The sequence below is a fragment of the Streptomyces sp. NPDC051214 genome (assembly GCF_040682375.1).
Classification (GTDB): Bacteria; Actinomycetota; Actinomycetes; order Streptomycetales; family Streptomycetaceae; genus Streptomyces.
This window is the reverse complement of record NZ_JBFBAT010000015.1, coordinates 26,532-41,706: the sequence shown is the minus strand read 5'-3', so window position 1 is coordinate 41,706 and position 15,175 is coordinate 26,532. Positions and strand designations below refer to the sequence as shown.

The window sequence follows — 15,175 nt, the reverse complement described above, 5'->3', positions numbered from 1 at the left end:
GTAACACCTCGAGTCTCGGGACAGAGCGCCCGTCTGAATACATGGGGCGACTGGTTTGGGACGCGGTAAGCGGGGAGGTCATCGGGCACGCCCTTCGCTCTCATGCCTAGTTCTCAAGGCGCGGTGTGGGGCGGGGATGACGCTGCGTACAGTGCTCAGTAGCGTTCGGCAAAACGACGTCACAAACAATGCAGGTCCATTGCCGCGCCGGGGTCGCTAGGGCTGTCTTGAGTGCGGAGGTGTCGGCAGGCGCGGCGTTGCGCAGAAAGCGAGCAGCGTGTTCCCGGACAAGTAAGTCCGGATCAGCTAGGAGGTCCTGAGCAACACGGTGGCATTGCTTTTGGGCCAAGGTGCTAGCACGAACACGGGCTGCTCCGGCCCTGACTGCCGGATCATCCACAGGCAAGGTTAGGTGGGGCCAGCGGTAGGCGAGCAGAGCCGTTGTATTCAGACGAGTCTCGGCCGCAAGCGTAGGCAAAATCGCAAGCAACTGCGCAGGGAACTGGTCATCCAGCACAGCGGCGTTTGCGGCAAGGCGCAGACCTAGCCGGACGAGCCAGGGGTTTCCCCCTTTTAGGGCTTCGAGAACAATGCCCAAGTCGAGGGTTTCGGGGGCCAGCCTTATGTCGGGTGTCCGGGCACTGGGCAGATAGAGAAGGCCCCAGTCGGGATGTTGGGGGCGCTCACCGCGGAGGCTGCGCAGCTGAGCACTAATGAGGCCCACGTCCTGGCCGCTAGCCTCCAGCACGATGTGACAGATACTTTCCGTCAAGTGCCGCTGTTTTTGCACGGCATATGAGGGGACCATAGCTGCTTGCTCCCCCATGCCGAGAGTATCGACGAAGGTCGCGGCGGCGTCCAAGTGCCATGCCTGCGAAGGAGTGAGATCGAGGGGCTTTTCGTCGAGCCCTGCGAAGAGTTCGAAGGGTGCTGCAATAGATCGGACCGAGTCCGCAAACGCGCGGGCGGCGCTTGGTGCCCGCAGCCGCGCTGAAAGAGCTTCGAGAAGATCCTGACGGCCCCTTCGTGGCAGTTCCTTCTCAAGCCACTCAACAGTGTTGAGGCTGGTGTGGTAGGCGACATCGACGAAAGTGGACGTGATGTCTGGCCGTTGCGGCAGAAGGTGGACAGCGGCAGCACGAACGAGCGCGTCGAGACCCGAGAGGACCTCCTGGGGCTCTTCCAAGTCGGCGCTGGCTGCCCCAAGCGCCGCCTCCAGTATCCCCAGTTCGTCGTCGCTTAGCTCTGTGGATCGTTGCCGGGCTATTCGCACGGCACATAGGGCTGCAATCACTTTCTGTTGTCTTACGCCTATTTTTCCAGCATAGGTGACCAGTTGGGCTGTTTGTTCTGAATTCAGTTCGTCGTCGGCCAGGCGAGCGGCGAGCGCGGCGCGGGGCGAGCGTCCCAGGTTGAAATTCAGCACTCCAGCACTAGGCTGCGGATATTGATCTGGCATGGTTTGCAGGCGGGCAAGTTGGGCCTGCCGGTACGCGTACAGAGATTTTTCCTCGAAGGCTGCCCCGTCGTCGACGGCATCGTGGACCAGGTCCAGCAACCGCCCTCCATCGTTTACAGCTCGGTTGATGAGAACTTGGGCGGCGGTCGCTGACAAGCTCGCAGCGAGACGAGCGCTCTCTTTGCGTTCAGGGCTCGCCAGGACAAGCTCCATCCATGGGGCGATGTTCTGTGGGTCTCTCAAGGCCCACCGGGCCTCGCCGATCTCGGCGAAGAGGCGGGTGCGGGCGGTAAGAGCTCCTTGCGGCGCGTCGGTGATAAAGACACCTGCCGTTGCATCCCAGTACTCCAGAATGTGACGCGCGGCGGCTGCCGCCGTGCCTTTTGGCTTTCCCCAGTGGTGTTGTAGGCGGTCGCTGATGGCGCCGTGCGCGTCCTGCCATGATGCGCTGCCAGCCGCGGCAACAAGGTGGGCTATGTCGTCGAAGCAGTCCAGCAAGACATAAGGGGCCTGCGCGGGGTCAGTACCCGGCATCGGCAGAAGCGTCCGACGTTTCTCCCAGCCATGGACGGTTCTGTCGATCACCTCGGCCAGCAGGCCGGCCCTGGTCGTGGGTACGACTACTGCCTCTCGTTCGGCAATGAGCAGCACCATCAATGTGGCAAGCAGGGGCACCCGCCAGAGGTCTGGTTCGACATTGCGAGATTCTCTGACGCGCCGTGTGCGGTCCTCGATCCACGCACGAACGTCCTCACCTCTAGCAAACCGCTCGGCCACCGTGTGCAATAGCTGCTCGATAGTTTCGCCCAAATGCAGAGGATCTTGCAGTTCGTAGACGGGAAGCTGGAGCACCTCGGCGGCCTGCGCCGAGGAATGTCGGGTCGTGACTACCACGTCAAGGTCAGCAGGCAGACGCCCCAGTAGGTCGTCTATCGCTTCCACTACTGCATCGCGCCGGTCAAGGGTCTCATCGAGTCCGTCCAGCAAGAGCAGCGCCTGGCCGCGCTCAACGTACTCAAGCACCGCCTCCTCCTGCACTGGCTGGGTGACGCCCGCAGCAGTTCGCACCAGATCGGCGGCCTCCAGCCTGTAAGGGCCCGTAGCGGGAAGCGCCGGAAGCAGGTCGCTCAAGCGTAGCCATACAGGCAGGGGAGCAAGGTCGGTCGCGGCCCAACGAGCCGCGATCAGACGCGAGGCAACCGTCTTGCCGGATCCGGGTCGACCGATCAACAGCAACCGTCCCTGACGACGCACAATGTCGACCAAGTGGTCACGCGTGTCATTAGGGACTTCAGGCGCCGCTCTAAGGTCTTCCGCCGCCCCGGCGACTGTAATCGACGTCAGTCCCAGACCGAGGTCCGCGAGCGGGAGGATGTCCTGCTCGGCGGCCAATCTTTCGCGGTACTCCGTGACGGCCTCACGACGGGCTTCCATTCGCGCAGCGGGAACGCCCGTGGCGTCGGACACCAGGGGCAACTGCGCGCTCCTCAGCCAGCTGAACCATGCCTGGAGGCCCGAGGGCGCACGCTGTTCGGCTTGGGTACGGGCTGCTGCCCGCAAGGCGCGGAAAGCAGCAAGGCCATGGTGGGCGGGAACGACTGCGGCGTTCAGGCAAGCAGCTCCCAGGGCTTCCCCCGGTCCATCGTCGCGGGCGTCCAGGAGACGAACGTTCGCCGCATCCAGCAACTGCGACGTTGCCGACTCGTCCAGGCCGCGGTCGGCAGCAAGCCGTTTCAGCCGGTCGAGCTGCCGGGTGTCTTCAGCAGTAGGAGACGCTCCAGCACGACGTGACTTCAGCGCTTCGGTCAAACGCTCGATCGTGGACGGCGCCTTGGTCACAATGCAAAGGAGTTCATCGCCGGGTCGGCATTCCCCGGATTCGATTGCCCTGCACCACTGATCGACAGCGTCCTTAAACGCTTTGTCAGCTCCAGACAGCTTCGCCTGTATGAAGACACGGGTGCCGTCCACGAGATCGACCACCACGTCATCGACGTGTAAATCCGCTTCCATGTGCAGCGTCGTCGGCACAGAGGAAGACTCCAGCCAAGGAACTGCCTCTCCGAGCAACCCATGTGTGGCAAGCAGCGCCGCAATACCGGCCCGGTGGGTAGCACCGGCCTCGTTCTTCGCACCACCCAGTGCGCCTGGCCTCGCCGTCTGCACCTAGCACGCTCCTCGCTCCCGAGGGCCCCTCTGACACGCCCTTGTCATTTATGCATGTGTGCCAGTCCGTTAAGCCTGATCAAGAAACCCGACAAGCGACGCCGGAGCAGGGTCCACTGTGGCCTAGATACGCGAACCAAACGTGCCGTTTCCAGTCCCGCGCGCGCATGCCCCGTCCTGAGATGAATTTTACTGCCTTCGGCTGGTGTTCGGACTGGAAGCGCCGTCGCCGTGAGCCGGCACGTGGCGAATGCCTGTACGAGCGCACAACGGTGAGTGGCGGAGAGAACTGACCCCGGGGCCCCAACACCACGTCAGAACTAATGGCATACCTACGCCCATAGGCGGTGGGCGCGGTCGCGCACAGGCTCGAACTCTCGTCACACCGCGTCGATCCGGTACCGGTCCCTCCCCTGTGGGGACCGGTACCGAACGACGGGCTGCATCGATCCGCGTCATGTCGGCGTAACGGCGCGGATCGAGGAAAGGCGGATCCGCAGTCCACGCGACAACGGTCCGGAGGTGATCGGCGAAAACCAGCCGAGGACGTGCAGCGTCGCGATTCAACTCAGCGAGTCACCTCGTGCTGATGACCTGCCCTGACGCTGCGCGGTTGGTTCGCTACCGGTTCGTGATCCTGCCAGTCGGGGTGCTGGAAGAGGAGGTTCCGTCATCGTCCGACCCCCGTAAGCGCAGGTCAGCCGTATAAAGTGAGTTTTCCGGTCCGGATGTCCACGTGCGGGGGAAGTAAGGGGTGGAGGCCTTGAGTCCCGACTCAGGGGCACGCACAGCCTTCGCGGAACGTCTCGCGCTGCTGTACAAGGAAGCTGGCAATCCTCCCCTCCAGCGCGTGGCCGAGGCCGTCGTCCGGCATCAGCGGGTCGACGAACGCGGGCGGATCGTACGGGTATCCGCACAGCGGATCAGCGACTGGCGCCGGGCCAAAAACGTGCCTGCCCAGTTTGCTGCTCTCTCAGCGGTGCTCCATGTGCTGATACCTGAAGCACGTCGCGAGCGGCCCGCGCCGGTCTCCACTGGCCTGTACGACATGGCCCAGTGGCAGCTCCTCTGGGAGCGCGCGGTGTCCGACCCCGTCAGCGGTCGCTCCGCCCCTGCTTCCGCAGAAGATCGGGAACAGCTTCAGGACGACGCTCCGGCTGCCGTCCACGGTGTTTGCCCTTACCGAGGGCTGGCTTCGTATCGCCAGCAAGACGCCCGGTGGTTCTTCGGACGAGAGCGGAGTACAGACGCCCTCGTTGCTCAACTGCGTGCCGCGGAGAAGACGGGCGGCCTGGTCATGCTCGTCGGCGCTTCAGGGGCGGGGAAGTCCTCCCTTCTGAACGCCGGCCTGGTGCCCGCTCTGCAAAACGGCGTGTTGAGCGACGAGGGCAGCCAACCTGGCCCGGTGCTGCAATTCGTGCCGGGAGGCGACCCCCTCGCCGAGCTGACCCGCCAGATACCTGAGCTCGCGCATGCCGTCTCCGCTGCCGAGGAAACGGGAGCGGCAGCGGCGGTGAAGGAGGCTGGCACTCCGCTTTCCGCGAAGGCGGTGAAAGAATCCGTCACGGCCTGGGCCCGACGCCAGACGTCCTCCAGCGCTCGCCCCGTCCTCATCATTGATCAGTTCGAGGAGACGTTCACCCTCTCCTCCGACGAGGCGAGCAAGCGTGCTTTCATCCAGCTCCTCCAGGCGGCGAGCGCGCCGAGCGATACCGGTGAGCCGGCTCCCGCGCTCGTGGTCCTGGGCATACGCGCCGACTTCTATGAGCAGTGCCTCAGATATCCCGAACTAGCCGATGCACTGCAGCACCGGCACATGGTGCTCGGGCCACTGACCACCACGGAGTTGCGCGACGCCGTGACCGGACCGGCCAAAGCCGTGGGGCTGGAGCTCGAACCGGGGCTTGCGGAACTGATCGTTCGAGAAGTGAGCACCGACGGACCCCGCGGAACGCACGACGCGGGAGTACTGCCGCTCCTCTCCCATGCCCTGCTCGCCACTTGGCAGCGGCGGAAGACGGGCAGGCTGACGCTTGCCGGCTACCGCGCCGCAGGGGGTATTCAGGGGGCGGTGGCGGCCAGCGCCGAGCGCGCCTGGTCCGACCTCGACCCGGCCGCGCGCACGGCCGCTCGCCTGCTCCTCCTCAGGCTGGTCCGGCTCGGCGAAGACACGCAGGCCACTCGCAGGCGAGGGGCACGGCGACAACTGGCCGAGGAATCGACGGACCCCAGTAAGACCGAGGAATCGCTCGAAGCACTGGTACGCGCTCGGTTGGTGACACTCGACGCCGAGACCGTGGAGATCACCCATGAAGCGCTACTCCACGCCTGGCCCCGTTTGCGTGACTGGATCGACGAGGACAGGAACGACAACCTGCTGCGTCAGCGCCTCGAGGAGGACGGCAGGACCTGGGAGGACTCCGGCCGCGATACGTCGCTGCTCTACCGGGGCTCCCGTCTTGAGCAAGCCCGTGCCTGGAGGAAGACCGCCGGGGGCACATTCCTGACCAAAGGTGCAGTGGAGTTCCTGGCTGCTTCGGCCCGACTCCGAAGGCGCACGGTCCTGATCATCCGTGGTGCAGTGGCGGTCCTGGTAGTCCTCGCCATAGTGGCTGTCGTCTCCGCGGTCGTCGCGTGGCAGCAACGAGACGATGCGGTGTTCGAGCAAGTGGTCGCTGAGGCTGATCGCGTCCAAGACGCAGATCCGTCGCTGTCGGCTCAGCTCGACCTGGTGGCACATGACTTGCGGCCCGATGACGAGGATACGAAGAACCGGCTGCTCTCGATCGTGAACGCGCCGTTGGCCACGCAGCTCCTCGGCCACAAGGGCGCCGTCTACCTCACTTCGTTCAGTCCGAACGGACGGTTCCTGGCCACCGCCAGCTATGACAGGACGGTACGGCTGTGGGATGTGTCGGACCGGTCTCATCCCAAGCCCTTGGGTAAGCCCCTCACCGGCCACAAAAGTTGGGTGAGCAGCGCGGTCTTCAGTCCGGACGGCAACACCCTCGCGACCGCTTCGGACGACGGCACGGTCCAGATGTGGAACGTTCGCGACCCCAGCCACCCGCGCCCACTGGGTTCGCCCTTGACCGGCCATAAGGGCGCGATCTATCTGGTCGCCTTCAGTCCCGACGGGCGCACTCTGGCTTCGGCCAGTGACGACCGCACCGTTCGTCTGTGGAACGTGAGCGACCCGAGCCGACCGAAGGCGCTTCGCAAGCTGACCGGCCACACCGCAGCTGTGCGCTCCGTGGCCTTCAGTCCCGACGGCAGAACACTGGCGGCCGGTGGGGACAACGGCACGATCCGCCTGTGGAACGTGACAGATCCACGTCGCCCGAAGCCAGTCGACAACGTACTGACCGGCCACACGGGAACCGTGCACTCAGTGGCCTTCAGCCCTGACGGCCGCACTCTCGCCAGCGGCAGCAAAGACAACTCCATCCGTCTCTGGAACGTGCGCGACCCCCGCCATGCGAAACCCCTCGGCGCACCGCTCACAGGCCATACCGGCGCGGTATGGTCCGTGTCCTTCAACCCCGCCGGAACCATGCTCGCTGCAGCCAGTGCGGACAGCACGGCGAGCCTGTGGAACGTCCGCGATGCGGCACATCCGTCGCAGGTCGGCGAGCCTCTCGCGGGCAGCAGTGGGGAGATCTACGCCCTGGGCTTCAGCCCCGACGGGCGAACCCTAGCCACGGGGAGCGGCGACAACAAGGTTCGTCTGTGGTCGATACCGACGTCGGACGTGGTGGGCAGGATCGGAGCGTTCCGCCCTGACGGGAAGGTGCTCGCCACCGCTGCGCGCGACGAGCAGCTCCGGCTGTGGAACGTGGAGCGCCCCAACCGCCCCGTGGCATTGGGCCAACCGTTCAAGCCCCGGGACGGGGAGGTGCGTTCCCCGGTGTTTTCACCCGACGGCCGGACACTGGCGGTACTGACGGGCAACCGCGCAGTGCAGCTGTGGGACGTCTCCGATCCCACGCATCCCACCCCCGACGGGCCGCCTGTGGCCCTGCGGACGCGGTTCGCGGCTGCGCTCGCCTTCAGCCCGGACGGGCGCACACTGGCGACCGCTGATACGGACCGCACCATTCAGTTGTGGGACGTCAGCGACCCCTCACGTCTCCGTAAGCTCGGCGCGCCGCTCACGGGCCACAAGGGCTACGTCAACTCCCTCGCCTTCGGGAAAGACGGACGATCTCTGGCCAGCGCCAGCGCGGACGGCACGATCCGCCTCTGGAACGTCGCCGACCCTCGCCATGCCAGCCGACTCGGCAAGCCGCTCCGGGGGCATCTGGGCCCCATCAATGAGCTCGCCTACAGCCCGGACGGTCGTACGTTGGCCAGTGGCAGCGACGACGGCACAGTTCGCCTCTGGAACGTTGCCGATCCTCTCAAGGCAGCCCAGTTGGGCTCCTCACTCACAGGCCACACGGACGCAGTGGTGTCACTGACGTTCAGCCGGGACGGTCGCACTCTGGCAAGTGGCGGCGACGACAACACGGTCCGGCTCTGGGATGTCGCCCACCCCTCTGACGCCTCCCCCATCGGTCAATCCATGAGCCCCAACGCCAAGACGGGCAGCTTCCTGTCGTTCAGTCCCAGGGGCGAGATGCTCGGAGTTTCGAGCGGTACGGATACGGTCCGGCTTTGGAACTTGGACGCCGACGAGGCGATTCGCCGGATTTGCTCAACCACTCAAGGCGTTCTGACTCAGGAAAAATGGCAGGAGTATCTGCCTCGCCTCTCATACGCGCCACCCTGCGACGAGTAGTGATTCACCACATCTCCCTTGCAGATCACGCTACGTGATCCCGGTCACAACTCCACACTTTGACGGAGTAGTTGCCTCCCCTTACTCGAACAGCCTTGCTACCGTTGGCCATAGCCCGATCGCTGGTGCATCCCCCGTCGCCAGCGGTCGGGCGCTTTCGTGCTCCCACCACTCAGGGAGCCGCCTTGGGTCGCCATCTGCAAGGCACCCAGTTCCCGACACTTTTGGGAACGACGGGCCAGGTGGCCAAATTGCGACAGCACCCGCTGAGTACCGGTGAGCCAACTGAGTGGCGGTGCCATGCTTCGCGACGCTGGGTCTCGTATAACGCACATCAGGCCCGGCTCACTTGTTAGCGAGTCGGGCCTGAATGATGGCTTGAAACTGCAGCGAATTTGGCTTTGGGCGCTGACTAACGGCGGGACCTGAGCAGCTCATCAAGCGCAGCGACCGGCGAGCTCGCAGATAGCGCAGCACGTGCGGACAGGGCTGCCTCCCACTGCTCGGTCAGCCCATCCATCAGGCGCCGCCGCATGCCCGGAGTGATGTGGGTGTAGCGCGCCTGGACCGAACCATCCTCGTGGCCCATCCGCTCGTCCATGAGCTTCGGTGGGGTCCCAAGCTCCTCCATGACCGTCTTGTGCGTATGTCGCAGGCCATGCGGCGTCAGTCCCTTCGCGATCGGGAGCCAGCACGCGTCCGCCCGGCCAGAGGCATTCCGCCCGCGCACAGGGACGCCAGGCCAGGGCTCGGCCATCACGGGAGTCGGGCGTGCCTCCTGCGGAGCCTTCTTGGGGTACCAGCCCGTTGCTGCGGGCTGGAACAACCAAGTGGCGAACCCATTGCGCCGCCAGTGCGCGGCAGTCTCTCCAGGTGGGCCGCCATATACGTAGCCCAGCTCCGCCATGGCGAGCTCGACCTTGATTCGCGTCGACTCCGCGACTGTCGCCGGCCGGTTGAGGACGTTGGACACCGTGCCGGTGGATACCCCGGCACGGCGGGCCACGTCCGCGAGCTTCGGGCCTGCCTGCCGGGCAGTCCCATTGGATTCCCTGAGCCCCTGGAAGACGTAGGTGAACCCGTGGCAGGAGCATGGGCCTGGCCTGGTCCGTCCGATGTGGTTCAAGACCAGAGAAGCGAGCCACTCCGGGGTGTCGATGTCCCGGTAGGAGTCGTCCTTGGGCGGACAGCGGTGTAGTTCGCCGGAGTCCAGCTCGTACAGCTGCCACTCCACCCGAATCGAGCCAGGGCGAACGAACTTGGTTTCCAGCCCCACGATTTCGCCGAAGCGCTTGCCGGTATAGCCCTTGAGGACTGTGGCCACGAACTCGTCGTCACGGCCGGAGAGAAGGGACATCCGTTCACCGATGAGCAAGATGCCGAGGGCGTCCGTCACGGCCTTCTCCGGTGCGCGATTGCGGGACCGTCCGGCCCGCTTGCCCCTTCCCCGCCGCTTGCTCGCTGGGTTGCTGTCCCGAAGCCCCTCTTCGACTGCGTCGCCCATGATGAGGTGCAGCGTGCCGTGCCAGGTCTTCACGCTCGAAGCCGCGTACAGCTCTCGTTCCTTTTTCTCCCAGGCTCCGACGTGACGACGCTCGATGTCTGAGACGTTGACCTCTCCGAACTCCGGGAGCAGATGCTCCTCGATGTGACGCTTGTAGTTCTGCATGGTGGACGCGGCCAGTTCTTGCGCCGCGTACCACTCGTTCACGTACTGGGCGAAGGTGATCTTCCCTGCGTTCGGGTCTCGCCAACTCCCTTCCCTGACCTTGGCTTCAAGGTCATTCGCTGCCTTCGCGGCCTCGCGCTTGGTGGTAAACCGCACCGTCTGTCCGTTGTCGTCAACGACCGTGCGGAGTACGCCCGGAGCGAGCCAGTACCGACCGCGGTAGTAGCTGCCGCGCTTCTCTCCGTATCCCACGTTTACCAACTCCTTCCTCAAGCCCTCAGGCGACTGCCGCTTCAGACTCGGCACGGACACCCCGGCGCGGCCTCCTTGCTCGGAGGCGCGGTGTAGCGGTCGGGGCGATCCGCCTCGGTGTGCGAGCGCGTGTGAACGGGTCCATCTGGGCCGGCACCTGGACCCGCCCCGGTCGCTCCTCGAAGAGCCTGACGATTTCCGCGAAGTGCTCGGCCGTGAACCGGTAGGACCCGGCAGGCTTCGTGAACGGAATGCGCCCCTGCCGGGCCTGCTCCTTCACCCACCATTCGGAGACCCCGAGCGCCTCGGCGATCTCTGACGGTCGGTAGAGCTGCGGCAGTTGAGCCAGAGTGACCGCGGTGACACTGTGACTGGTGTGACTCGTCATGCCTGTCCCCCGTTCTCGCCGGGGACGATGTAGCCCCCGTCCTTCCGGATGAGCTGAACGTCCTTCGCCATGCGCGAGCAGGTCTGCCGTACGAGATCGGAGGGCAATCCAGTCCCCTCGGTGATCTGCTTCGGCTTGGTGCCGGGGTGGTCGCGGACATAGCGCAGAATCGTCGCCCGGCTGTCACCGATGGTGTGGTCGGTGGCGGGTCCTTCGAGGAGCTGCCAGGCACCGGCTTCCGAGTAGAAGCGCAGCGCGTACTCCGACTCGTCGACATCGCGGCCTGTGACGTGCAGTACGCCGTCGGCCTGCCCACGGGACCGCTTGAGCACGAGAGTGGCATCGGCGGCTCCCGCGATGCCGTTCGTGCCAGAGACCTCCGCGAGGAAGTCGTCCGCGCCGGCCTTCCGGACGTGGTGGACCAGGACCACGGCGATGCCGTAGTGATCCGCGATCCGCTTCACGTGGCCGACTGCTGCATAGTCCGCGTCATAGGCCGACGAGCCGGGTGAAGAGGTGCCCCGGATCTTCGCGAACACGTCGATCACGATCATGCGAGCATCCGAGTTTCGCTCGCACCACTGGGCGATGAGCTCGCCTCCCCCCTGCGGGATCGGTGGGCACGAGGTCGCCAGCGTGAGAGTGGAGGGTGCCGGGCTGCCCCCAAGGATCTTTCCCATGCGCGACTGCAGTCGGCGGGGCGTGTCCTCAAGGGCGAGGTACAGAACCGGCCCGCCGTCCACAGGAACGGTGTCCATCGCTGTCCCTCCGGCCGCGACCGAAAGGGCCAAGCCGAGCGACAGCCAGCTCTTACCGACCTTCGGCGGCCCAGCGAGGAGGTTGACTCCCTCGGAGATGAGCCCCGGCACCGCCCACTTGGGATCCGGGAACTCCATGTTCATCAGCTCGTCGGCAGTCCACGCTGTGCGAATGCGCTGCTGCGCGGGCTGCAACGGCTGAGGTTCCGGAGCCGAGTTCGAGGCGTGCGGGCGGGGTGGCAGTGCGTTGTCGTACGGGTTGTCGCTCACTTACTTTCCGCTCCCCCGTGGTTCTGCTCCCCGATCCACTTCGCAGCAGCAGGGAGGGACTTGAAACCCTGGTGGGCGCGGAGCCACCGGTGCTCGCCGAAGCCGTATGCCCCCTCCGGCGTGGGCAGTGCCACGGCCGCGTACTGCTTGCCGCCGCGTGGGCCGCGGCCCACGCTGATCTGGCCCATCACATCGGTTCGCTGGACTCGCGCGACCTTCCGCCCGGTGACGAGCCACTCGTGGGGCTCGTCGTCGAACCAGACCTCTCCCGGCCACAGAAATAGCCCCGCGACCTTGCGCGGTTCCTCGCCGAAGCCGAGGGCCTTCGTGTTGGTGTGGAAATCACCCATCGCCTCGCCGCGGACGAGGTGCGCGGTGTGACAAGACACGCAGATCACACGCACCGTCGTACGGGGGTAGCGGCTGTTGTGATCGCAGTCCTCGTCCGAGCAGACGTGCTGTCCGAGCGCGCCCCCGTACGACGATCGGAAGCCCTCGTCTTTGCGAACGTCGACTGTCCATGCGGGGCGCCCGCAGCCGGGGCGGTGTGCCAGCTCACGCCAGCCGAAGTACGTCTCCTGAACGCTGGGGTTCATGCCGCATTCCCCCGTCCGAAGCTCCGCGGCTTTCGGGCACCGGCGCGGAGGCCTGAAGCGATGGTGCGGCGTGCGGCGCCCTCGTCGAGGTGGGCACGACGGGCGACTTCCGCGAGCCGTTCGTGCACGTACGTCGCACCGAGCTCACGCCCGGCAACGAGCTGCCCGAGGGCGACCGACGCCTGGTAGAGCGCGTTGTTGCGGTTGCCCTCGTGCGCCTCGGAGACCCGTGCCATTTCGGCGTTGACGGCGGCAGCCAGGTAGGCACCGCGTCGACCGTTGGCGACCAGTGGAACAGTCACCGGTCGCTGCGAAGGGAGGGGGGCCGGAGTGAGGAGCTTCGTCAACCACGCAGGGAGCGGGACCGGCTCGGTTTCGCGTACGACGGTGTAGGGCCGGCCATTGACCGTGCTGCCCGCACCAACTACGTATCCGCCGGCCGCACGGGTGTCGACCTTCCAGCCGAGAGCCCCGGCCGTGTTGCGCAGCTTCGCTCCCTCCGGGGCCGAGAAGTACAGGTGCGTTCCACCGCTGGGCGTGCGGACCGTGTACGTGCTGTCGGGCCAGGGGTGTCCCTGCTGCTCGGCAAGGAGAGCCAGGACATCAGCTCCATCAACGACGCCCTTCCGAGTGCCGGCGGGCGGCACGTCCTGGTCGTGCTTGGGCACGTCGAGGTCGATGACGACGAGACCCGCCGGGCCCGTCGCGATGCCGAGGTTGTAATCCGCCGTCAACCAACAACGGTCGATCCGCTCGGCATCTGTGGTCGCTCGCTGCTCCCACGCCTTGACGGCGGGGCGCTTGGCGCCGGGAATGAGCGGGAAGACGTGCCACCCACGCTCGGCCGCGCACAGCGCGGCGTGGGGCAGCGGGGCGGAGGGGATCTGGTGCATCCTTGAGGCACCTCCTGCTTCCTGGAAGGGATGGGGGAGGACCGGAGCAGCGGGCTTCGTTGACCCGTCGGCCGCTGCTCCGGGCAGATTCAGAGAGACTTCGAGGGACGCCAGGCGTCGTATTCGGCCCGGACGTAGTCCCGGTAGTCCTCGGCCAGCACCAGGTCCATCCCCTTGCGGCTCAGGCGGTGGTGCGCAACGTCGAATTCGACGAGCCATTCCGCGGCGACGTCCGCCGCCTCGTCTGCGTCCGCTGCGGCGAGCCCTCCGTTCCGGGCCCGCTCCTGAAGGGCGAGACGATCCAGGAGCGCAGCCTTGCGGAGACGGAACTCGCGGTCCGTACTGACGTCAGTGGGGTGAGAGTCGGATGCCTCGGCGATCAGGCAGAGTTCCTGCGCGATGGTGGGGGCGTCTGCGTATGCCGTCTCGGGCGGGAGGTGGTCCGGGGCAGTCACTTGCTCTCCTCGGCGATGTGGTGCTTCTGCAGATTGAGCAGCACGAACTGAAGGGCGCGCTCGGCCGCGAGGCCGTATGTGCAGGCGGCGTCGGCCAGGCCTGCGGCGAACTCTGAGGCCTCTGCCGCCTCAGGGCTGTGGCAGTCGGCGAAGTCCGCGTAGAAGGTGAAATCGCGAGCGAGATCGCGGGCGCGTACGTGCTCGGTGAGGATTTCACCGAGCGCCACGAGGTTCGGGCCGCCCGGCCAGTCGGCAAGTGCATCCCCAAGGTTCGGCAGCGACTCGGTGGGCACCTCGTAGAGACCGTCACGGCGCACGAACTCCAGATGCCGGGGACGCTCACCGCGCACGAGTCCCGCCAAGGCGCAGGCCGTTCCGTACGCGTACGCCATCGCGGTGTTCTCGTACAGGAGCTTGATCCGCAGTTCCGTGGAGTCCTGGATCTCCTTGAGGTACCGGAGCGCCTCGTGATGGGGGTGGCTGTAGTACCGCCCGATCACGCTCACGGCTCCGTCTTCGGGGGCGAGCCGAGCGGGTTCGAAGTGCCATGCGGTGGCCTGGGCCGCTTGGTGCGCCGTGCGGTACTCACGAGCGGCAGCACCAACGGCGAAGACGCTCTCGGTCAGGTCGTGGAACCACATTTGGGTGGTGTCGGACATCGAGGTTCTCCTCAGGGTGAGCTCGGGCCGGTCTGTTCGTCCCTCCGCGCGGAGGGGAGGCCCACGGAGGGGCGTCAGGCGAGCGTCGACTGGTCGGTTTCGCGTTCAACTGCGGCGAGGAGGAGCTCCCGAAGGTCGCTGCCGATGACGGAGGTGAGCCGGTGCTCGATCGCTCGCCAAGATTCGGAGTCGATGGCCATGAGCGCGGCGATCGCGGCGGGGCCCTTGCCCTCTTCGACGGCGGTGAGCGCGTCACGAAGTTCGCCGGACGCCATCAGCGAAATGCGCGGCGGAGCAGTGGACTTGGCGTGCATCACGGTTCCCCCCAGGGGTGAGTTCGAGTCGGGCGTTCAGAAGGAGCTGATCGTGTGGGAGAGCGAGGACATGAGGTCGTCGATCGTCGACGCGGCGCCGCTGTTCGCGAGGTAGTGGCCGAAAAGCACGCCGACCACGGCGGAGCCGGGCCCTACGGTCTTGAACTTGATCAGCAATGCGAGGAGGAAGCCGAAGAGCACGACGGCCGAGATGGAGAAGGCCACGAGGCCCCCTTTCGGAAGGTCAACGGTTGCCTTCGCGGCGAAGGCGGATCGCGGCGTTGTAGATGTGGCGGCCTATGCGGAGCCGGTATCCGTAGCCGCGGCAGCGGCGGCACTCACGGCCTCGCTTCAAGCGGCCGGAGAAGCGACCGACGGAGACCTTTGAGCCCCAGCCCTTGCACTCGCGGCAGGATCCGAACGGGCTCACGGTGCAGACCACCGCATAACAGAGCGTGATGAACAGGAGACCAGGCAAGTACGAGAGCCACGCGGGCATGCAGACCCCTCTGAGGG

At 65.9% G+C, this 15,175-nt stretch carries 11 protein-coding genes; 1 reads left to right on the top strand and 10 read right to left on the bottom strand.

The genetic code is table 11. The annotated features are described in order from the left end of the window. Positions 1-106: 106 nt before the first annotated feature. A complete protein-coding gene (locus AB0M70_RS33110) occupies positions 107-3,625 on the bottom strand; it encodes an NACHT domain-containing protein (RefSeq protein ID WP_365825899.1) in 3,519 nt (1,172 codons plus the stop codon). 754 nt (positions 3,626-4,379) lie between these two features. Here AB0M70_RS33110 and AB0M70_RS33105 point away from each other — a divergent pair. Continuing rightward, complete coding sequence (locus AB0M70_RS33105) at positions 4,380-8,405, top strand: WD40 repeat domain-containing protein (protein ID WP_365825897.1); 4,026 nt, start codon at positions 4,380-4,382, stop codon at positions 8,403-8,405. A 412-nt stretch (positions 8,406-8,817) separates the two neighbouring features. Here AB0M70_RS33105 and AB0M70_RS33100 read toward each other — a convergent pair whose 3' ends face one another. The 9 genes from AB0M70_RS33100 to AB0M70_RS33060 form a co-directional block, all read right to left on the bottom strand. After that, complete coding sequence (locus AB0M70_RS33100; RefSeq protein ID WP_365826207.1) at positions 8,818-10,326, bottom strand: LacI family DNA-binding transcriptional regulator; 1,509 nt, start codon at positions 10,324-10,326, stop codon at positions 8,818-8,820. Between the two features lie 25 nt (positions 10,327-10,351). Further along, positions 10,352-10,714, bottom strand: a complete 363-nt coding sequence (locus AB0M70_RS33095) for a helix-turn-helix domain-containing protein (protein WP_365825895.1) — start codon at positions 10,712-10,714, stop codon at positions 10,352-10,354. Further along, positions 10,711-11,742, bottom strand: coding sequence for an AAA family ATPase (locus AB0M70_RS33090; protein WP_365825893.1), 1,032 nt, complete (start codon positions 11,740-11,742; stop codon positions 10,711-10,713). Before AB0M70_RS33090 ends, AB0M70_RS33095 begins: the two co-directional genes overlap by 4 nt. After that, the gene (locus AB0M70_RS33085) at positions 11,739-12,338 is read right to left on the bottom strand and encodes a hypothetical protein (protein WP_365825891.1); all 600 of its coding nucleotides are present in this window, start codon (positions 12,336-12,338) and stop codon (positions 11,739-11,741) included. Before AB0M70_RS33085 ends, AB0M70_RS33090 begins: the two co-directional genes overlap by 4 nt. After that, positions 12,335-13,231, bottom strand: a complete 897-nt coding sequence (locus AB0M70_RS33080; RefSeq protein ID WP_365825889.1) for a bifunctional DNA primase/polymerase — start codon at positions 13,229-13,231, stop codon at positions 12,335-12,337. The genes AB0M70_RS33085 and AB0M70_RS33080 overlap by 4 nt, the downstream gene beginning before the upstream one ends. Positions 13,232-13,320: 89 nt before the next feature. Further along, a complete protein-coding gene (locus tag AB0M70_RS33075; protein WP_365825887.1) occupies positions 13,321-13,686 on the bottom strand; it encodes a hypothetical protein in 366 nt (121 codons plus the stop codon). Further along, the gene (locus tag AB0M70_RS33070; protein WP_365825885.1) at positions 13,683-14,345 is read right to left on the bottom strand and encodes a hypothetical protein; all 663 of its coding nucleotides are present in this window, start codon (positions 14,343-14,345) and stop codon (positions 13,683-13,685) included. Before AB0M70_RS33070 ends, AB0M70_RS33075 begins: the two co-directional genes overlap by 4 nt. 74 nt (positions 14,346-14,419) lie before the next feature. Next, positions 14,420-14,659: a hypothetical protein gene (locus AB0M70_RS33065; RefSeq protein WP_365825883.1), complete on the bottom strand. Its 240-nt coding sequence runs from the start codon at positions 14,657-14,659 to the stop codon at positions 14,420-14,422. Between the two features lie 36 nt (positions 14,660-14,695). Then, positions 14,696-14,884: a hypothetical protein gene (locus AB0M70_RS33060; RefSeq protein ID WP_365825881.1), complete on the bottom strand. Its 189-nt coding sequence runs from the start codon at positions 14,882-14,884 to the stop codon at positions 14,696-14,698. Positions 14,885-15,175 lie beyond the last annotated feature (291 nt).